At 66.9% G+C, this 19,438-nt stretch carries 16 protein-coding genes and 1 pseudogene; 7 read left to right on the top strand and 10 right to left on the bottom strand.

What is annotated here, in order from left to right; translation table 11 throughout:
* Positions 1-227 precede the first annotated feature (227 nt).
* A pseudogene (locus ABGB18_RS45670) lies at positions 228-475 on the top strand (phosphoketolase); the annotation flags it as partial.
* Between the two features lie 56 nt (positions 476-531).
* Here ABGB18_RS45670 and ABGB18_RS45665 read toward each other — a convergent pair.
* The 5 genes from ABGB18_RS45665 to ABGB18_RS45645 all read right to left on the bottom strand — a co-directional run bounded on the left by ABGB18_RS45665 (position 532) and on the right by ABGB18_RS45645 (position 5,988).
* Positions 532-930 (bottom strand): hypothetical protein, encoded by a 399-nt coding sequence (locus tag ABGB18_RS45665; protein WP_347702000.1) that lies wholly within the window; start codon positions 928-930, stop codon positions 532-534.
* A gap of 95 nt (positions 931-1,025) precedes the next feature.
* Positions 1,026-1,475, bottom strand: coding sequence for a hypothetical protein (locus tag ABGB18_RS45660; protein ID WP_347701964.1), 450 nt, complete (start codon positions 1,473-1,475; stop codon positions 1,026-1,028).
* Entirely contained in the window at positions 1,426-3,405 is a 1,980-nt protein-coding gene (locus ABGB18_RS45655) for an RHS repeat-associated core domain-containing protein (protein WP_347701963.1), read from the bottom strand. The genes ABGB18_RS45660 and ABGB18_RS45655 overlap by 50 nt, the downstream gene beginning before the upstream one ends.
* A 1,186-nt stretch (positions 3,406-4,591) precedes the next feature.
* Positions 4,592-4,726, bottom strand: coding sequence for a hypothetical protein (locus ABGB18_RS45650; protein ID WP_347701962.1), 135 nt, complete (start codon positions 4,724-4,726; stop codon positions 4,592-4,594).
* A gap of 233 nt (positions 4,727-4,959) precedes the next feature.
* Positions 4,960-5,988 carry a sulfite oxidase gene (locus ABGB18_RS45645; protein WP_347701961.1) on the bottom strand — a complete coding sequence of 343 codons (1,029 nt, stop codon included), beginning with the start codon at positions 5,986-5,988 and terminating at the stop codon, positions 4,960-4,962.
* A 241-nt stretch (positions 5,989-6,229) separates the two neighbouring features.
* Between ABGB18_RS45645 and ABGB18_RS45640 the strand changes: the two genes are divergently transcribed.
* The gene (locus ABGB18_RS45640) at positions 6,230-6,574 is read left to right on the top strand and encodes a DUF202 domain-containing protein (protein ID WP_347701960.1); all 345 of its coding nucleotides are present in this window, start codon (positions 6,230-6,232) and stop codon (positions 6,572-6,574) included.
* 275 nt (positions 6,575-6,849) lie between these two features.
* On the opposite strand, the gene ABGB18_RS45635 is transcribed toward ABGB18_RS45640, so the two are convergent.
* From ABGB18_RS45635 to ABGB18_RS45625, 3 genes are all read right to left on the bottom strand, one after another.
* Positions 6,850-8,289 (bottom strand): MFS transporter, encoded by a 1,440-nt coding sequence (locus ABGB18_RS45635; protein ID WP_347701959.1) that lies wholly within the window; start codon positions 8,287-8,289, stop codon positions 6,850-6,852.
* 378 nt (positions 8,290-8,667) lie between these two features.
* Positions 8,668-10,272 (bottom strand): multicopper oxidase family protein, encoded by a 1,605-nt coding sequence (locus tag ABGB18_RS45630; RefSeq protein ID WP_347701958.1) that lies wholly within the window; start codon positions 10,270-10,272, stop codon positions 8,668-8,670.
* On the bottom strand, positions 10,265-10,693 hold the full coding sequence (locus ABGB18_RS45625; protein WP_347701957.1) for a hypothetical protein: 429 nt from the start codon (positions 10,691-10,693) through the stop codon (positions 10,265-10,267). The genes ABGB18_RS45630 and ABGB18_RS45625 overlap by 8 nt, the downstream gene beginning before the upstream one ends.
* Before the next feature lie 107 nt (positions 10,694-10,800).
* Here ABGB18_RS45625 and ABGB18_RS45620 point away from each other — a divergent pair, with 107 nt between their 5' ends.
* From ABGB18_RS45620 to ABGB18_RS45600, 5 genes are all read left to right on the top strand, one after another.
* Positions 10,801-11,727, top strand: coding sequence for a LysR substrate-binding domain-containing protein (locus ABGB18_RS45620; protein ID WP_347701956.1), 927 nt, complete (start codon positions 10,801-10,803; stop codon positions 11,725-11,727).
* A 901-nt stretch (positions 11,728-12,628) separates the two neighbouring features.
* On the top strand, positions 12,629-13,330 hold the full coding sequence (locus ABGB18_RS45615) for a vWA domain-containing protein (RefSeq protein ID WP_347701955.1): 702 nt from the start codon (positions 12,629-12,631) through the stop codon (positions 13,328-13,330).
* A gap of 173 nt (positions 13,331-13,503) precedes the next feature.
* Positions 13,504-14,490 carry a protein phosphatase 2C domain-containing protein gene (locus ABGB18_RS45610; protein WP_347701954.1) on the top strand — a complete coding sequence of 329 codons (987 nt, stop codon included), beginning with the start codon at positions 13,504-13,506 and terminating at the stop codon, positions 14,488-14,490.
* Between the two features lie 21 nt (positions 14,491-14,511).
* Positions 14,512-15,549: a hypothetical protein gene (locus ABGB18_RS45605; protein WP_347701953.1), complete on the top strand. Its 1,038-nt coding sequence runs from the start codon at positions 14,512-14,514 to the stop codon at positions 15,547-15,549.
* On the top strand, positions 15,550-16,740 hold the full coding sequence (locus tag ABGB18_RS45600) for an FHA domain-containing serine/threonine-protein kinase (RefSeq protein WP_347701952.1): 1,191 nt from the start codon (positions 15,550-15,552) through the stop codon (positions 16,738-16,740). It begins immediately after the preceding gene.
* Here ABGB18_RS45600 and ABGB18_RS45595 read toward each other — a convergent pair.
* Positions 16,730-18,166 carry a hypothetical protein gene (locus tag ABGB18_RS45595; protein WP_347701951.1) on the bottom strand — a complete coding sequence of 479 codons (1,437 nt, stop codon included), beginning with the start codon at positions 18,164-18,166 and terminating at the stop codon, positions 16,730-16,732. The two genes, ABGB18_RS45600 and ABGB18_RS45595, sit on opposite strands and share 11 nt — an antisense overlap.
* Before the next feature lie 492 nt (positions 18,167-18,658).
* Positions 18,659-18,922, bottom strand: coding sequence for a hypothetical protein (locus tag ABGB18_RS45590; protein WP_347701950.1), 264 nt, complete (start codon positions 18,920-18,922; stop codon positions 18,659-18,661).
* Between the last annotated feature and the right edge of the window lie 516 nt (positions 18,923-19,438).

Below are 19,438 nucleotides of genomic sequence, written 5' to 3'. Positions count from 1 at the left end.
GGCCGCCATGCTCGGTCTCCCCGTGGCCGTCGTCACGCGGCTTCGCCCCGGAGGCGGCTAGGGAGCGATGACGCCAGGTTTGTACATGTCCACTATCGGGGGTAAGACGGCGCAGTTCGCTTACCTCTAGTCGTCGATCCGTGCCTCTGCGCACGACTCCCTCAGCGAGGGTGATTCACCCTTCACGATGCCACGAAGCGGTACGCCAGTCACGTGGCGCCCGAGACCCCGGGTCTATCCACGAGGGCGGCAAACTGGGGTACGCGCTCGCGCAGGCCTACGGCGCGACCTTCGACAATCCGGGCCTGGTCGTGGCCTGCGTGGTCGGCGACGGCAAGGCGGAGACCGGGCCGCTGGCGACCAGCTGGCACTCCAACAAGTTCTTCGATCGGGACGGGGCGGCGTGGTGCTGCCGATTCTGCACCTGAACGGCTACAAGATTGCCAATCCCACTGTGCTGGCCCGCATCCCCGAGGCCGCGGCTGACGTCCGCAGCCGCCGGTGGTGCTGGGGTGCGCTGGGAAGCGCTTGTCAGTGTGGGGGAGGTACCGCTCCCGCTTGCCACCTTCGCACCTTACGCGAGAGAAGGAGAGCGAGGATGCTCACGCAAAGTCCCAGGCTGAGGATATTCACCGCAGATCCCCTTATCAGAAATTGACCGATCTGGTCTATGAGCCAAGCGGCCTCGACAGATAGGGCCAGGTACCAGAGGAATAGCTGACGCCTGCCGAGAGCGGCGACCAGAATCGCCGTTGCCGTGACCAAGGCAATCGCCACAAGAAACCGAGCGAACATGGCCGCGCCGAGGTCTATAAGATTCGCGTCGCCGAAGAATAGCGATACCAAGAGGAGGCCGAGTCCGGGGACGGCCACCTGTATCGTCATCAGCACCCTGATTACATGAATCTCGCGGGGTGCGGGCGTCTCCACGATGTGACTCCTTGGTCAAGTCAAGAAAGTCCTGCGCCGATCGGAGCGCGGCGCAGGACCCAAACCGCTATGTTCAACCTGTGGGGCCTAGTCCCTTATCTCCATTCACCCCATTTAATGCCCGATTTCTGTACAGAAACCCGCCATCCCTCGTCATCGATCCACACGGTGCCGTTGCGGAAGTGGACAACAACCACACGCTTTGTGTACGTATATATGTGGTTATCTGTTCCGTAGCGGGTCTGATTAATGGTTTCTTTTTTCTTGACTCCAACGCCGCAAGCCATGAGTTGGATGCGTCCGTCGCATCGGCTCACGGTCCTGTACTGACGGTAGGTGAACACCTCGGTGCGGACGTAGGAGTAGTCGGTTATTTCCACGCTTTTGATTTCCCAGCCAACGGCGGGAATGGTGCCGAGGAGTCTCTCGTACCAGTCCTCATCTCCGTTCCAGCCATCTGCCCTGGTGGCCGTCGTTTTCGAGGTGCGGATTATTCTATCGACGAATGTCGGGGCGCCGCTGCCCCACAGCGGTTTGTCGTACATCCCAGAGAGGTCCATCCGATTCACCGGGTCGGGCGCTACAGTACTCGTAGGCATTAGCGCTTCCCCCCGGCATGGGATCCACTTGCAAGAAGCGTCCCGTCATGGGGTTGTAGACCCGTACGCCCATGAGTATCAGGCCCGCGGGTGCGTCGCTGGATCGCTGTTTGGAACCCAGCCATCCATAGCGGGCGTCATTGCCGGAAGTGTCGCCCTGCTTGACGCCGTATTCGCTATTCTCCGTGTAGTGGAGAATACTTGTCGCGCTCGACGAATTCTCCACCTCGGCGACGACGTCACCATGGAGGTTGGCCAGAAGCAAGGCGGATGAACCGTCACTTCTGTGATAGGCATTCAGCCCGGAGAAGGCGATAATATTACGGGTCCAACTACCGTCGGCCTCGGTGATCCAGGCCGGACTGTCCTCGGATCCCGCATAGTGATGGGTGACGGTTCCGGCCTGTGGTCCACCGGTCTTTGTCAGCGTTTTGACCCTGGCCGAAGGGTCCAGCGTGAAGGTGCTGGTCTCTCCGGCCTGGGTGATGGAAGCGACGAGATCATTGGCGAAGTAGCCAACGGACAGGTCACCACCGCCGGACACGTGGGCGGCAGGCACCTGCGTCGTGCGGCCCCAGCCGTCGTAGGAATATCCGGCGCCGGTGATCCGGTCCATCGTGTCATAGGTGTACTGCTCCGTCTGAGCCGACGTAGAAGTGCTGCACTGCCCAGTCTCATCCGCCGGATAGGTGCTGAGGCTCGTCCTGTTGGAATTCAGGTCGAACCCGTATACCCGGGTCGTACAGCTGTCGGATCTGTCGCGTACGGAGAGCAGTCGGCCGGCGGCGTCGTAGGAGTATTTCTGCTCGCTGCCGCCGGGGCTAGTCTGGGAGCCGATCCGTCCTTCGATATCTCGCAGGGCGCTGAACTGGAGCCAGGTGGACTCGTTCTTGGTATAGGTGAGGGAGGATTGCCGTCCGGCATTGTCATATCTGCTGACGCCTGCCATGCCATTTGGGAAAGTCTGGAGGGTCAATTGTTTGTCGGCGTCGTAGGCGCCCGTGAACGTGCCCACACCGCCGGCCTCCACCTTGGTGAGCAGGCCGCGTCGTTCCTGTCGGCCCTGGGCATCCACTCCGTTGTAGGAGAAGGTCACGGAGCCCTTGCCGTCATTCGTCGTTGCTATCTGGCCGTCTATGGTATACGTCGCTGTCGCCGTGTTGCCGGTCGCGTCCGTGTAGGACGTCGGCCGGCCCAAGGAGTCGTAGCCTTTGGTGATCTTGTCAGTTCCGGCAATCTTCTCTATTTCGAGGCCGGTGGCAGGATCGTAGGTGATCGTGGTCTCCGGGATCGGGACCCCGTTCTCCGCTGCAGACGAGGCGATCAGACTGTTTCTTACGATTCGCCCGGCGGCGTCGTAGATCCTGGTCGTGGTGCGGGTCGCAGACCCGCTCGTCATCGTGCTGGCGGCCATGGTGCCGTAGTAGGTGTGCGTATGGGTGCTGACGATGGCCGGCTTGCCATCGGCCGGTTGGGCGGCGGCCTCGGTGCGGCAGAACCATCCGGCCCACTCCGGTTTGTTGCCACAGGCAGGAGAACTCGGGTGAGCGCCAGCGGTGTAGTAGAGGGTCACCGTCGTGCCGGCGTCGTTGCCGCTGGAGGCGGGCATGCGGCTCTCTATCTCACGGCCAGCCGTGTCGTAGCGGGCGCGCTGCACGATGTCGGGCTGGTCGGGCATGTCGGTGGTAACGCTTGTCGCCAGGCGTAACGTCCACCCAGACATGTCGCCTGACTTGATCGGGTCGTAGTCGTACTTCGTGACGCGCTTGTCCGCCGTCGCGGGCGTGGCGGTGCCGTCCAGGACAAGTGGATCGGTGGTGGCCGTGGTGATCAGGTGGTAGTTAGTGGCGCTGGAGGGTTTGCCCTCGTCGAACACATTGACCTCTTTTCATCCTCATTCGGGCTGCGCGACGCGGTGGTTTTGAAGGACGGCGATGGCCTTGCACAGGTGGCCGGCCTTGCTGGGGCTGCAGCGTAGCTTTCGGAGGATGCGCCAGCTCTTGAGCTGGGCGTTCGCGCGTTCGCCGGGGCCTCGGAAGTCGGGAGTTGCCACCGTTATTCTATAGAGCCCTGGGCTAGGGAATGAAATATGTGTCAAGAAGACGCCAACTCATCCCATTCGGCAGCCTTCCTCGGGATACCTTGCGGGGAAATGCGGGATTAGTTGACCCCCTTCGCTTCCGTTTGAGACTCACTGCAGCGCGTATACTTCTCGGCGGATGGGCAGGCCGCGGCATCTGCTAATGATGGAATGTCATGCATGAAGGTGTCAACACGCTGTTCGACTTCCCTGCTTAGCGATGCGCTCGCTGTGATGGCTGCCCACTACTGCACCTGCTCCAGGTATCGTTGGCCGACGAGCTGGCGAGGCGTGACCGCCTCTGATACGTCGGAATAGAGCGCCCACTGGCTCAGGGAATGTATAGCAACGCCTCCTCACACTCGCATGGCGTGATCGTCTCTCGCCCCATCACATTTTGAACGGCGGTCGGCTCGTGGGCCACGGCCTTCCGCTCACTCCAATCAGGTGCTTGCACAAAACTGGTCCATCTTGGGGTGGTATGGGGCGGTTTAGGAGGGATTCGTATCCGCATTGCGGTGCGCCGGGTAACCGGCTTAGTGGAGCGTAGGTACATGGTTGTCTTCTCGGGGTGCCATCAGATCTTGGTACAGCGCGACTGGCGCGGCCCTGTTCCGTCGCTGTTCCGTGGGAGCCTGGGGAACAGCGGAAAGTTATGCTAGCCAACCAGAGGCCTTCAGCCAGGTCAGCGATGTGATCGTGAGATCGGCCCAGGTAGTCGGACCGGGCATCGGAGATCACCCAAATCTACGAGGGCACCAACCAGATCCAGCGCATGGTCATGGCCCGCCAGCTCCTGAAGTAGTCCTTGAGCTGCTCAAATCTCTTTTCACGGATGGGGTGGCGGGGTTTGCCGTGTCCCGACAGATGGCTTGCCAGAACACGTCGGCGGCCGTGGCCGGAAAACCGCGGTCGAGCATGAACTTGCGTGCGTGGTCGGCGCCATCAAGCTCGAAGCGCTGCTCCACGTCGGAGAAGGGCGTCAGCAGACCGAGGTCGTGGAAATGGCGGACAGGTAGAGCAGCTCCGGGTCCGGCCGCAGCCCGGCCTCGCGAGCGTGAAGTGCGGCGAAGAAGAAGACCCGCCAGGAGCGACGGATGATGAGGGGGCTGGTCATCCTCCGGATGTGGCGGATGGCTTCGGCGACCGCCGCCGGCTCTGGAACCTCCACTGCCGCGATAGTTCCGGCCATGAGCTGTGCCCCTTCTCGTCTCGGCGTTGCGAGTGGGCGGTGCGTCCATCTGCATCAGAAAGGTTGCGGGTTCGACTTCTCTCGGCGCGCACCTGTGAAAGGCCCACCACCAGGGGGACCTGAGTTCGCCCGCCTGCTCTCCGAGCCCTGATACGGTCTCAGGTCGCGGATTCGACTCGGACGGGGTGGGACAGCACCGGGTGGTAGCAGTAGCCCAGGTCATTCCATGGGACGGTGTCGGGCTGGGTACGGCCCTGGCCGTCCGTGGCGCGTACCCGGATGGTGTGATCGCCAGATTCGGGATGCCAGCTGAACTGCCAGCGTACCCACGCGCCCGGTATCTCCGGCGGAGCCAGGGACGCCTCCTGCCAGGAATCCTCGTCGATGCGATATTCGACCGCCGTGACCTGGTTCTCTCCCGCGAACGCACGCCCCCGGATGACTTGCGGTACCGGCCGCAGCCGTGCTGGCCAGGACAGTTCCACCAGGCTGGCCACCGGTATGCCGGTGATCGGCACACCGAGTGAGGGCGCCCGCGGAGGGTAGTCCGGACCGATCAGTACGTAGTCTTCGGTGTTCCACGGAACGTGCAGCGGATGCTCGGAGACTTCGATCCGGCCCACCCACTTGATGCTGGCGGCGCCGAGCCATCCGGACACCACGACCCGAGCCGGGTACCCGTGATCGAGCGGCAGCGTCTCGCCGTTCATGGCCAGCGCGAGCAGGGTGTCATCGGCAAGAGCCTTGGCCAGCGGCATGGGCCGGCGGGCCTGGATCTCGTCGAGCGCTTCCGGCATGACCTCGCAGGCTCTCGGGGTGATCCCCGCCGGTTCGAGCAGATCGCGCAACCGGACGCCGGTCCATTCGGCAGTGCTGATCGCGCCGCGGCCCCACTGGGTTCCCTGGAACTTGAGTTCGCACTCCTCGCCGAACAGCGCACGGCGGTTACCGGCGCACTCGATCGTTCGGATCATTGAGATCAGCGGAAAGTGATCCCACAAATCGGCGTAGGTGTAGGTGATCGGCTCGCGTACCCCACTTCCTTCGATCCGGAGCGACCATCGCGCCGCGTTCAGATGGGGGGTCGGTGCGTGGCTGCGAAGGAAGAAGCGGTCGATCGGGGTGATGTAGCCAGGAGTGCGGTCCGGCCGAATCCCGTAGTCCAGACCGGTCCCGGCGTCCTCCATAAGCTCGGGGGGAGTCGGCTTGACCACTTTTCGTTCTGTGCCCCCCTCAGGTGAGGGACGATCAGGCTTGCTTCCGTGTAGGGGACCACTCAAGGCGCATCGCCTCCCACGACTGGCTTGAGCCTCTTTCCGAGGCCCTCACCTGGCATAACCACTTGTGTCATCGTGTCATAGCGGATTATGGCTTGCCCTGAACGGGTCGCAATGAGGGCCCAATCGGTCGGACGGGAGTTCCTAATCGGTGAACGAGTCGTCCATCTCAGCCGGCGATCTCCGGATTCGCGAGCGCCTGGCCAACGAGCGCACTTACCTCGCCTGGCTGCGGACGAGCTTGGCCATGATGGCCTTCGGTCTGGGAGCGGCGAAGTTCGGCTCACACAACGAGGTCTACGCATTTTCCGCAGGCGGCGTGCTCGTATGCGCGGCAATCGCTGGCTTCGGCTACGCCACCGTCCGTTACCGTGCGTTGAATCAGGAAGTCACGCGGGGCCGTGTCGTCATCGGATCCAGCACTCATGGCCCGATCGCTGCGGCCATGGTCCTCGTGTTCGCGGCCTTCATCGCATTGATACTGCTCGTTCGCTGATACATCATCCAGCACTGCCTGCGACAGTCAGCAAGGCGAGATATCAGGCTCGGGAAAGCCGGCGTGCAGGGCTGCTCCGCGTCCGTGACGTTGGGCGGCCACTCCCCGGCGGTGGCGCCCCGCGGGTGCGGGTGGTGGAATCCGGCGTCGTAGTGGTCGGTCAGCACGCCGCCGAGGATCGCGCCGGTCGTGAAGCCGGCCGACATCAGCGCGCCGTTGAGGCCGAGCGCCTTGCGGCGCAGCGGCCCCTCGGGGAAGGAGGTGGTCAGGGACGATCAGCGAGCAGGCCGGTGCCAGCCGCTCGTCTGTGCCCGGAGGTCTTGGATGAGGTGGTAGACGGCGACCGCGAGAGCGATCAGCACGCAGACCAGCACCACCAGCAGTCCGTGGCGGAACGCCGTCGGCCATCCGTCCCGCAGGCTGCCGAAGAACATCGAGCCCACCGCTGCGTTCCCCATCGCCGTTCCGAGCCGCTGGCCGGTCTGCAGCACCCCTGACGCGCTGCCTCCACCGGCGGGCGGCACCTCGGACAGTGTGATCACCTGGTTGGATGAGATCACCAGGCCGCTGCCTATGCCCGCGACCAGCAGCGGGAGCGCGGTCACCAGAGCGACTCCGCGGCCGGGCACCAACTCGGTCATGGCCATTGTGGCGACCAGGCCGACGGTCACGATGCTCAGCCCGACGACCACCAGGCGCGGGCCGGCCCGCGCCACGATCCGCCCACCGGCCACGGAGGCGCCGGCCGAGCCGAGCGCGAACGGTGTGATGGACAGTCCCGCCATCAGCGGGCTGTAGTGGAGTCCGCTCTGGAGATAAAGCGTGAAGGTGAAGAAGATGCCCGTGAAACCAGCGAAGTAGAAAAGCGCGATGACGGTGCCCAGGTTGTAGGACGGCCTGCGGAACAACGTCAGGTCCACCAGCGGTTCAAGACGGTAGGTCCGCTCCCAGCCTACGAACACCGCCAACACGACCAACGCGACCGGGATGAGCAGCCACTCGGCGTTGCCCTCCCACTGGTACTGGTGGATGAACGGCACCAGCAGCCCGCCCACGCCGACGCCGAGCAGCCCCACGCCCACCGGATCCATGCTCTCCCGCCGGCGGACGCCCAGTCCGGCAGCGCGCGCCGGCCGCGGTGCCGGCAGCACCCGCCAGGCCACCGGCAGCAGCGCGATCCCGATCGGCACGTTCACCAGGAACACCCAGCGCCACCCATGTTCGGGCCCGAACACGGTCACCAGCACTCCACCGATCAGCGGCCCGGCGGTCGTGGAAATCCCGAGAGCGGCGCCGAGCGCACCGAAGGCCCGGCCCCGTTCCTGCCCCTGGAACAACTGCTGGATCAGCCCTGAGACCTGCGGGGTCAGCAGGCCGGCCGCCAAGCCCTGCACCATCCTGCCCGCGACCACCACCGACATGCTCCAGGCGAGCCCCGACACCGCGCTGGACAGTGAGAACAGCGCCACGCCGGCCAGGAACAGCGCTCGGCGACTCCGGGCGTCGCCCAGTCGCCCGGCGGGGACCAGCACCAGGCCGAAGCTGAGCGCGTATCCGCACAACATCCACTGCAGCCCGACCTCCGTCGCCCGCAACTGCTCGCGGATCGACGGCAGGGCCACGTTGACGATGCTCACGTCTAGGCCCGTTATGAATGCCGCCACCAGGCATGCGGCCAGTGCATGCCTGCGCCTTTCCAACCCGGAAGCTCCCATCCCGACAACCTGTCCGCGCGCCGGCGGCAGCAGACGGTACGGCTGGCACCCGCTCGATCATGATTCCCCGTGGGCCACGAGCTATCGCCTTTCGCGGACCATGAAAGGGAGGTCTCTCCATAGAGCGGAGGTAACGTCCGAGACCACGGACGCGATTGACGGCCTTGTCCGGGCGGCGGTTACGCGGCTCCAAGTGAGCGAGCCGACCACCTCACGGTCGGTGCCATCGCGGCGCCGGCGGCCAGGACCGGGAACAGCCAGGCAGGGCGACGGACCGGCTGTCGTCGAGGGCGTGCTCGCGCGGCAAGGTAGTCGTCGCGAGCTGAGGACGTGAGAAGCTCAATACAGAGGTGGCCCTGGGCACCCAAGGTCATGCTCCTAAACGACCTCGAGGTTGGCCATCATGCCCATGTCCTCGTGTTCGGCGTTGTGGCAGTGGAAGAGGTAGCGGCCGCGGTAGCCGTCGAAACGCGTGATGATCTCCGCCGCTTCGCCTGGGCGAAGGGAGATGGTGTCCTTGAGCCCCGTGTCGTGGGGCAGGGGCGCCCTGCCACCGCGCGAGAGCACCCGGAAGCCGACCAGATGCAGGTGGACGGGGTGGTGAACGTCGGCGATCAGCCGCCACACCTCGACGTCGCCGAGACGGACGGTGACGTCGGTGCGGGCCGGGTCGAACGGCAGCCCGCCGATCAGCCAGCCGTGGCCGCCGTTCATCCGCCCGGCGCGGAAGGAGAACTCGCGCACCCTGACGGCGTCCTGCCTGCGCCAGGTGGGCAGGTCGGTGGACAGGGTACGGGGGATGCGGCTGTCATCGGTGGCCTTGCGGGCGACGCGGAAGGCCATCATGTCGCGGGTACGGCCGATGCCCAGCCGGTTGACCACCCTGACGAGGCTGCCGACGGGGACGCGTGAGAAGTCGACGACCACGTCGTAGCGTTCGGCGGGCGCCATCGGCAGCAGCCGGTGGGTGACCGGCGCGGCGAGCAGTCCCTGGTCGGCGCCGATCTGGATGAGGTCGAGGCGGCGGCCGTCGTCGATGACCGCTTCAAGTGCGTAGTGCCGGGCGTTGGAGGCGTTGAGCAGGCGCAGCCGATAGCGGGCCGCGTCGACCTCGTGCACGGGCCACGGTGCGCCGTTGACCAGGATCACGTCGCCGAGGACCCCGGCGAGGTACGGTTCGCGCACACCGGGCCGTACGCGCAGGGTGGGGTCGAGGGCGGGGTAGGCGAGGGTGCCGTCGGCGGCGAAGGCACGGTCGGCGATCATGAGGGAAAGTTCGCGTGACCCGGAGGGCAGGCCGAGCGCGTCCTCGGCGTCGTCGCGGACGATGTGCAGCCCGGCCAGGCCGCGCCAGATCGCGGGGGCGGTGAAGTCCATCCGGTGGTCGTGGTACCACAGCATCGTCGGCCGCTGGTTCAGCGGGAAGGTGTAGTCCCTCGTCAGTTCGGTCACCACGGCCCGCGGATCGTGCATGCCATGCTCGGAACCGTGCCCCATGTGCATGGAGTGCGACATGTGCATGGAGACCTCCGGCCGGCCTTCGGGCAGCACCAGGTCGGTGGGGTACCCATCGGAGGCTGCCGGGGTCCGCCCGCCGTGCAGGTGCACGACGGTGGGCACGGGCAGCTCGTTGCGATGCGTCACGGTGATCGGCCGGCCGCGGCGCGACTCGATCGTCGGCCCGGGAAAGGTGCCCTGGTATGTCCACATTGGCGTCAGGACACCGGGCAGGATCTCCGCGCTGGCTTCGCGCTGGGTGATTTCGTACCGGTCGGCGCCGCCTGTGGTGCTGACCGGCGCCAGCTTCGCGGGAATCGGCAGCGGGACCTGGAACGGAGGCGGCAGGGGTACGGCGCTGCGCAGTTCGGCACCGGTCATCGGCGGCCGGCGGGCCAGAGCGGCCGAGGTCGTCAGCCCGGTGGCCGCCATCAGCCCGAGCGCCCCGCCGATGCCCAGCATCCGCCGCCTGGTCGGCTCACGCATGCCCGGCCTCCCTCTTCGGCAGGGGCTGCCGCCATACGGCGATGAACAGCACGACCAGCGCTGCGATGGTCATCACGCCCACCGGGATGTGCAGCCACAACGCGCCGTCCAAGCCGGCGAAGTACTGCACGGTCTCGGCCGCCACCACCGCCATCGTGGCCAGGAACGGCCACGGGTGACGCAGCCGTACCCAGACCATGATCGCGGCGATGACCTGCAGGTAGCCGAGGGAGGTGACCACGTCGGCGCCGACCGCGTGCCAGCGCAAGCTGTCGTAGTCACCGGTCAGGTAGACGCCGGCGAACACCGGCTGGCCGACGATCGCCACGACGTGCGCGCTGACGACGGCCCGCAGTATCCATCCCGTGGGTTTCGTCCGATGCTCGGCATCGGGCCCCAGGCCGTTGGCCACGGTGGTCATGACGGATCCCCCTCATTCCGTGCTTGATGCGCGAACGCTCCAACGCTATGACGTATGAGTTATCTAGTCTAAGATCAATATTGCTATGTAGTTATGATGAGGAAGTCATGATGGACTTGAACACGCTCAGGCAGTTCGTGGTGGTGGCGCGGCTGGAGCACCTCAGTCGCGCCGCCGACGAGCTGCGCGTCGCCCAGCCGTCGCTGAGCCGTACCATCAGCCGGTTGGAGAGAGAGCTGGGCACGCCGCTGTTCGATCGGGCCGGCCGGCTCCGGCTGAACGACGCGGGCAGGCTCTTTCTCGGTTACGTCGAACGTTCCCTTGGTGAGCTCGACGCGGGACGGCGGGCCGTCGCTGAGGCCGTCAGCGAGGGTCTGGGAGCCGTACGCCTGGCGTCGGAGACGTTCCTCACGCTCACCGAGCCGCTGGCGGCCTTCAAGCGAGCCCATCCCGCCATCGAGGTCGGGCTCCAGTGGATGCCGGCCGAGGACATGGCCCGCCGCCTGCGAGCCCAGGACGTCGACTTGTGCGTGGCCTCACAGCCGATCCGGGCCGACGGTCTGGAGGCGGTTCAGTTGCTCGATGAGGCGGTGGGGCTGGCCACGCCACTCGATCATCCGCTGGCCGGCCGTGCGTCGGTGAGCATGGACGAACTCGCCGACCAGCCCTTCGTCACCGCCCGCGCGGGGCACTGGCAACGCCGGCTCCTCGATCGGCTCTTCGCCACGAGTGGCCTCACCCCAAATATCGTCTGTGAGGTCGACGAACACAGCGCCATCGCCGGCCTGATCAGCGCAGGGCTCGGCGTCAGTCTCGTCCCCGGTTTCGCCCGGCGTTCCCCCGTGCAGGCCCCGCTGCGCTGGATCGCCGTCGACAACCCTGACTGCCGGCGCACACTCACCCTGTTCTGGGCTGCCGACGGCCACCTGTCGGCAGCCGCCCGCCTGATGCGTTCCACGATCATCGGCTGGGACTGGATCACCAGCGAACCCCAAGAGATACTCGTCCACCACCCAGTGAAGTTGAGCGGGTAGCACGTCGTGGGCGCGGCAGCTGGTGGACATGCCTCTGCCTGAGCGGACCCCTGGGGTGGAAGTCCTCATCCTGAGGTAAGGACATCGGAATAGGGCCCTCATGCGCGAGTGCGGGGCCTGGGATTTCGTGGAGCTGATCGCCCGATTTACCTCCTCGGGGTGGCCGTGGTGGCCGCCCCGAGGAGGCCGATCCGACCGAGGATTTCGTGCTCGCCGGAGCCGTCAACGCAGGTCAGCGTATTGCGAAACGCTGGAACCCGCGTTCTCCTCAGTAGAAGCGGCGGTAGCGGTAGCGGTAACGACGACGGCGGGGGTAGTGGTAGTGGTAATGGTAGTGGTAACGGTAGCGGCGGCGGCGAGGAGGGGGACGGAGTGCACTCATAAGTCCGGCATACATAAGCCTTCTCCTCTCCCGATTCACATTCGCACGCGGCGAATGCGGTACGCATCCATCATTGACATCCGAATCGGAGCGCGTCCAGACAAGGCGGTCTGAACCAGACGATGTGCTGCGGGTTCCCATTCTTGCCGGTAACCAGGCGTTGGCGATGGCGCAGATCAATGGGCTGTCGGATTGCCTCCGAAATACTGATGCATGGGATGTGACTCAATGGCCGGCGTGGAGGGCGCTCCAGGCGTGGCTCCAGCCGACGGGCATTACTCGGCGCATTTGTCCCGTCACCTTTCGCGACTGGCGGCGACGACGGCGACAGCGACGACGCGGGCGGGCCGCGCTGCGTCAGCCCGGTGAGTCCCCGAAGGCGGCTCCTGAAGTAGTGGGGTTGGGTGGTGGTTCGCGGACGAAGGAGGGCATACAGTCTGTAAGCCGTGAGCCCCTAGAAGTCACCCTTCTGTTCGCAACCTTGCCAAGACCGATAATCCCCATCAGGATGAAAAGCCGATGAGATCGGCTAACGGGCGCCCTCGCGCCTTCCCCTTTTACATCGTGTGCGATGTGTCGCACTCGATGCACACCGCCCGCGAGGATGGACGACCCACTCCCTTCGAGGTTCTGTCCAACTGCGTGGGGGAGCTGTTGTTCGAGCTGGAGGCGGGCGATCCCGGCGTCAGTGAGGCCGCGCACGTCGCCGTGGTGTCCTTCTCGGACAAGGTCGAGCTGGTGCTGCCGCTCACCAGGCCGTGTGACGCGATCAGGGTTCCGGCGCTGAGACCCGGCAGGCAGACGGACTACCTGGCGGTCTTCCGGGAGCTCGTGAAGATCATCGAGAAGGACAACCGGAAGCTGTCCAAGCAGTTCGACGTGCGGGCGCCGGTCGTCTTCTTCATCACGGACGGGGAGCCGTACGTCGGTGAGCACCATCAGGACGTCAAGATCTGGGGCCCGGCGCGCGACCGGCTGGCGGGTCTGGAGCCGGCGCCCTACATTGTGGCGCTCGGGTTCGGGACGGTGCGGGAGGAGACCCTGCGGCGGGTCGCCACCAGCCTCAGGGGCGAGGTGCTGGCCTTCGCGGGTGAGATCGCGACCGGGGCGGCCACCGTGCTGCACGGCATCGCGCAGGCCGTCTCCGACAGCATCAGCGCCTCGGTCAACAGGAACACGGCAGTTCTGCGCGGACCCGGCGGGATGCGGCAACTGAGATGATCAGGGCGACACTGGCGGGATTACTTCTGTTCATCGGGACGGGACAGGCGGTGCCCGGTCCGTCGCCGGTGCCGTCCGTGATGGTGAGCCCGACGCCCGGCCCGCGACCTCCGATTGTCGGCACCGGCCAGGTGAGAGCCAAGCCCGGTCCGTCGTCCGAGCCGACTGTGACGGTGACCGTGACGCCCGGTCCGCGGCAGGGTGGCGGGACGGGGGTGCTGGGCTGGCCGATGTGGATCCTGTCCGGCCTCGCCGGTGGCGGAGTCGTACTTCTCGGGCAGTTGCTGCTCGGACGCAGGGCCCGCACCTCGGTCGGCGGGAGGGCGCCGCTCGGTCCGCTGCCCCAGCCGCTGCCCGTCCTGCTGGCGGGCGGGGCGGACTCGCGCGCCCCGGGCGTCGCGCTCGACGGCGGCATGCTCGCGCAGACCACCGTCCGCGCCGTGAGCATCCGCGGCCGGCGCCATCGATATCGCGGCGAACCCCTGCAGGACGCCTACGCCGTACGGCTGAGCGCCGACGGACGGTGGGTCATCGCCGCCGTGGCCGACGGGCTGGGGAGCACGCTGCACGCCGAACACGCCGCCGCGGTGGCCGTGCGCGCCGCCACGAAGCTCTCCCTGACCTCCGACCCCGGCTGGCACGCGGCCTTCGCCTCCGTCGCCGGGGAGGTCATGCGCGCCACCGCCCGGTTCCGCGGCCAGCCGGCCGGCAGGCACGGCGCCGGGGCTTCGGATCCGCCCGCCACGACGCTGACCATCGGGGTGGTCCCCGCGGACGGCAGGCGCGGGGTCGCCGCCTGCGCGGCCATCGGGGACTCGCCGGCGCTGTGGCTCCACGACGGGATGTGGACCGAGATCTTCCCACCGGAGGGGCAGCGACCGGGCAACGTCACCTCCGCCCTGCCGGATGACCTCGGTGAGCTGCGCGAACGGCAGATCGATTGGGGGCCGGGTGATGTGCTCATCCTGTGCAGCGACGGGTTCGGGACGGCGATGGGGGGCGGCGGCAGCACGCTCGCCCAGCGGCTCGTCACATCGTGGAGCTCTCCGCCCGCGCTGCGCAGCTTCCTGCGCGATGTGGACTTCCAGCTGTCGACGTACGACGACGACCGGACGGTTCTGGCGTTGTGGGCGGGCCGTCACGACACGGCCGTCCTGTGACAGGAATGCGGCGGAAGCAGGATGAATCCTCCAGATGTGGTCGAGGAAGCGGATCTGACGCCGCCCGCGGACGTCGCCGCCTATTCCCTGCGCCCGGGCGGCCAGGCACGCAGCCTGGCGCCGTGTGAGGTCAGTGGCGTCTCCGGCCGGTTCCTGTTCAAACGGTACGACGAGGAGACGCTGGCGGGGCTGGACGAGGACGCCCTGCTCGCCATGGTGCGCTGGCGGCGCGAACTTCCCCGGGAGGACCGCGCGACGCTCGATCGGCGGTGCGCGTGGCCGGTCGCGGCGGTCCGGAACGACCGGGTCACCGGCATCCTGATCAGGCCCGCCCCCGAGCGGATGTTCGTCGAGCTCCGTACCCGCCTGGTGCCGCGGCACCTGGATGAGCTGACCCGTTCGCCCGAGCGGGCCAACGCCCTGCGCGACCAGTACGGCACGCGCTACTACGAGCCGCCCTACAAGCTGGCCGTCCTCGGCCAGTTGCTCACGACGGTGCAGTGGCTGCACGACCAGGGCTATGTGGTGGGCGACCTGCAACTGCGCAACGCCGTCTTCACCGTCGAGCCGGCACCCGAGGTATACCTGCTGGACTGCGACTCCTGCCTACCGGTCGGAGGCCGCGGTGCCCTGCCCGAGGTCGATCCCGAGCAGTGGAAGCTCCCCGGGGAAGACGGATTCACCCCGGAATCGGACTATTACAAGTTCGCCTGGGCGGTCGTGCGGTGCCTCCAGGAGAGCGCCGAGGCGTGGGATCTCGACGAGGAGGCCCTCGCCAGGGTCCTGCCCTCGCGGCATCTCCGCCTGATCAAGCAGAGCCTGGAGGGCGCGCCGGAATCGGTGGACACCGCGCGATGGCAGGCGGCGGGCGAGTCGTGGCGGTGGCTCGTCACACCCGAACGCATCTACGTCGAGACCGACTCCAACCTGCGCGAGGCGTGGCGGCGGGGGAGGTCCGCGGTCGGGGACGGTTCGCGCGGGCGGCACGGGGGAATCGTGGTGCTGATCGTCGTCCTGGCGGCGATCGCCGTCGTCGTCGCGGTCACGTTGGGAGTCTGAATGGACACCGGCGAGCCTCGGCGCATCGGGCCCTACGAGGTGCTCGGCTGCCTGGGTGCCGGCGGTCAGGGCACGGTCTATCTCGCGCAGGGCGAGGCGGGGCGGGTCGCGATCAAGGTGATCCACGCGCAGGGGGCGGCCGATCCGAAGGCACGCAAGCGGTTCGAGGACGAGGTGGCCATCGCGTCGCGGGTGCCCAGGGCGTACACGGCGATGATCATCGATGCCGCCATCGACCGTGACCAGCCGTACATCGTGAGCGAGTACGTGGAAGGCCCGTCCCTGCAGGAGCTCGTCGACAGGCAGGGGCCGCTGTCGGGGGCCCCGCTAGAACGCCTGGCGACCTACATGGCCACCGCCCTGGCGGCGATCCACGGCGCGGGAGTCATCCACCGGGATCTCAAGCCCGCCAACGTCATCATCGGGCCGGACGGGCCGCGGGTCGTGGACTTCGGGGTCGCACGGGCCCTGGAGGCGACCGCCGCGATCACCACGACCGTGGGAACCCCCGGCTATCTCGCGCCCGAGCAGGTGGCGGGGGTCGACCTCGAAGTGGGTCCCGCCGCCGACGTGCACGCATGGGCGGGAACGGTCTATTTCGCCGCCACCGGCAGGGTGCCGTTCGCGGGGAGCAACGTGGCCGTCATCATCAACCGCGTCCTGACCGAGACCCCCGACGTGCGGGTGATCGCCGAGCCGCTGCGTTCGCTGGTCGCCGACTGCCTCGCCAAGGATCCGGCGCGGCGGCCCACCACCATGGAGCTGCTCGGCCGCCTCGTGGGGTATCCGTCGGAAATCGCGCAGGCGACGGTGCCGCACATCCCGACCCTGCCGGTCACCCTCGGAACGCTGAAGGAGATCACCACGCTGGGCAGCGGTCCCGCGGCCGACATCGTGGTCCACGGGGAGGGGATCGCCCCGGCGCACGCCACCCTCCGCAAGGTGAGCGCGGGCTACCGGCTGCACGATCACAGTAACGGCCTGGGGACGCTCGTCGACGGCCGCCCTGTTCTCTACGCGACCCTGCGGCCGGGTGACCGGTTCACGATCGGTACGGTGGCCCTCCGCCTCACCGCGACGGGGGAGCTGGAGCGCGTACGGCTCAGCCGGATGTCCGCCACGCGCTGGTGGCTGCTGCTGCTCCTCGCCGCGGCGGTGGCGCTGATCGTGATCGTCGTGGTCACGGGATAGTCACGGGTGTGGGCATGGTGACGTTCACCCGTTCCCCGGTCCTGGAGTCCAGGGTGAAGGCGCCGCTGGCGCCGCGGATGACGTTGGTGCCGGTGAACAGGTAGAGCTGCCCGCGCACCGCCGCGGCGGAGGGCAGGGCGAGCTGGGACGGGTCCACGCCGATGGCCGCCTTCTGAACCGCGGTGGCCGCGGCGGTCACCGCGTCGTACGCCAGGATCGCCAGCCCGGTGCCGAGGTGCGCCGCGGGGAAGGTCACCTTGTGGTGGGGCGCCACGAACTCGTTACGGAAGTCGCGGTAGAGCTGGCGGTCCGGATTGGCCTCGTTGTCGAGTCGCGTGGGATCGGCGAGCGGCACGAACATCACCTTGATGGGCGCTTCCGGGTCGTGCAGGGACGGGTCGTTCGGATTCTGGTCCTGGGCGTCGTCCCCGGTGACCACGGTGATGGGCGTGGATCGGCAGGGCCGGCTCCGCAGCAGCTTGAGGAAGGTGGGCATGAACGCCTGGCGGCCAGCGTAGAAGATCATATCGACCTTCGCCCCGCAGATCGTGTCGCTGATGGTCCGCAGGAGCGAGGGACCGCCCCGCGGGTCGAACGGGAAACTGAGCCCCGACCTGTCGACGTACGGCTTGAGCCCGAGCTTCGGGTCGAGGAAGGCGTCCTTCAGCGAACTGGCGTAGAGGTCCTTGGTTCCCTGCGGGGTCACGTCGGCCCACATCAGGGCCGCGTTCCCGCCGACCTTCTTCTTCTTGAACTCCTCGGCGATGGCCTGCAACTGGCCCGCGGTGCTGACCGCGGTGCGGGTGAGACCGGGAATCGGGCCGCCGTCGTCGATCTCACCGGTGGTGTTGAACCCGGCCGCGGTGATGAAGTCGGCGACCATCGGGACCCCGGGATCCTTGGCCAGGGCACGTGCGGCGTCGATGCTCTCCTGCTGGCTCGGGCCCATCCCGGTGACCGCGACGATCTGTCCGGGGCTCCCCGACGCACCCGTGGCGGCGTTCCTGCGTACCGCCTGCACAGTCGTCCGCCACTTGGAGCCGTCGTGACCGGTGTTGGCCAGCAGGAGCCGGATCTTGGGGAACGTCTCCGAACGGTTGGCGCGATACTGGCCGATGAACGCGCCTTCGAGCTGGTGGAGGGCGCGATCGCCGACGAGCCCGCGCGGGCCCGCGCCCATCGGGGCCATGAGCGCGATCGTGCTGTAGCCCTCGCCCTTGGCGACCTCGCGGTTCTCCGCCGCGATGGCCTCCAGGACCGGACGGTACTGCTCGCCCAGGACCAACGTCCCCTCGGCCGGGTCCAACAACCCGACGCATTCGTCGTCCATGGCGACGACGTCCGTGCTTCTGGTCTCGCAGCCGCCCCATGGCCACCAGCCCTGGGTGTAGTTCACGAGCACCACAGTGGATATCAGTACGGCCACAACAACGACGATCACCACCAGACGCCGCCTGAAAAGCGTCCTCACCTGCCGTAACAGGCTCCAGGCACGCGCGGCGAGGGAAGGTGCCGGTGCCGGTTCGTCATACATGTGGACTCCAAGCCGTCACTCGTCCCATGACCGTGCGGGCGCGGTTTCCCCGAATATCTATCGCACGCTTTCCCATCCCTGGGCCGACGGCCGCCTAAACTCATCGTCATTAAAGCGTGATCAATGGCAGCCGGACAACAGTCAGTTGGTCGGTTCGTCTCGGTCGAAACCCGTCGCCAAAGCCCTGTTCAGATCCCTCCTGTCGCGGGAGGCATCATCTGACTACCGGATCTGGACGCCACGGGGGAGGTCTTCGATGCCGCCACCCTCCGGAATCATGCCCCAGAGGAAGGGGATCAGATACCGCGGCGGCGCGCCCAGGAGCCCGGTCAGTTCGTCCTCGGTGAGGCAGAGGGGGAAGGGCGGGCCGGGTTGCCGGGAGTTTCATCCCTGTTCGACGGCCCGCCGGACGCAGCCGCTGACGAGGACGGGCCGGACGGCGATCGTTCGCGCGGCGTGCCCGTTGTCCGGCCGGGCGCAGGGGAGTGTCACCGCGAGAACGCGTCCCGGCGCTTCGGCCCGCTCGGCGGCGAAGCTGAGCGGGGCCGGGCCGTCGCTCTCGTTGTGGGGCGGCGTGCGGTTGACGCGCCAGCGGTAGGCGGTGCCGTCGACGGTGATGAGCCGCGATCCCTTCTTCGGCATCGCCACAGGCGCCTCCAAGGCTCTTGTTCCGTCACTTTCCGTAGCGGGAAATGACAGGTAGGACGCCCGTGAGCGTAATCGCCGCTCATGGAGGTGCTCAAGTCCTTTCGCAGGTGGCTCCGGTCACCTTCCCTTGTGTACGTCACCGAGGGAGACCGCTGCGCCGAGTTTCAGGGAGAGTTCGCCGACGCCGGGACTCGCCTGTTTCGACATTGACCCGGTAATGGCCGAACGAGCCTCCGTCAGGCTCCGGGGCCTCGGCTCTGGGGATGTATTCGTCGGCGTCGAGTCCGCCGTGGCCTGCGCCGTACGCGAGGTTCGGCTGTCGTCCTTCGGCGCGTGGTTCAGGTGCGGTCGCCACTCGCCGCACATGACGAATTTCTGGAACGAATGCGTAGTGAAGTTTTCTCAGCAGGCAAACCGGGTGATAGCGATCGGATGACCATGGATGTGGAGGTGTCGTCGATCGCCTGACAAGAGCATGGAGCCCTCGATAGAAGCGGATGTGCGACCATCCGTGCT

Origin of the sequence: Nonomuraea sp. B12E4, assembly GCF_039871825.1 — a bacterium.
Taxonomy (GTDB): Bacteria; Actinomycetota; Actinomycetes; order Streptosporangiales; family Streptosporangiaceae; genus Nonomuraea.
Note: the sequence above shows the minus strand (reverse complement) of the source record. Positions and strands in the feature narration are given on the sequence as shown.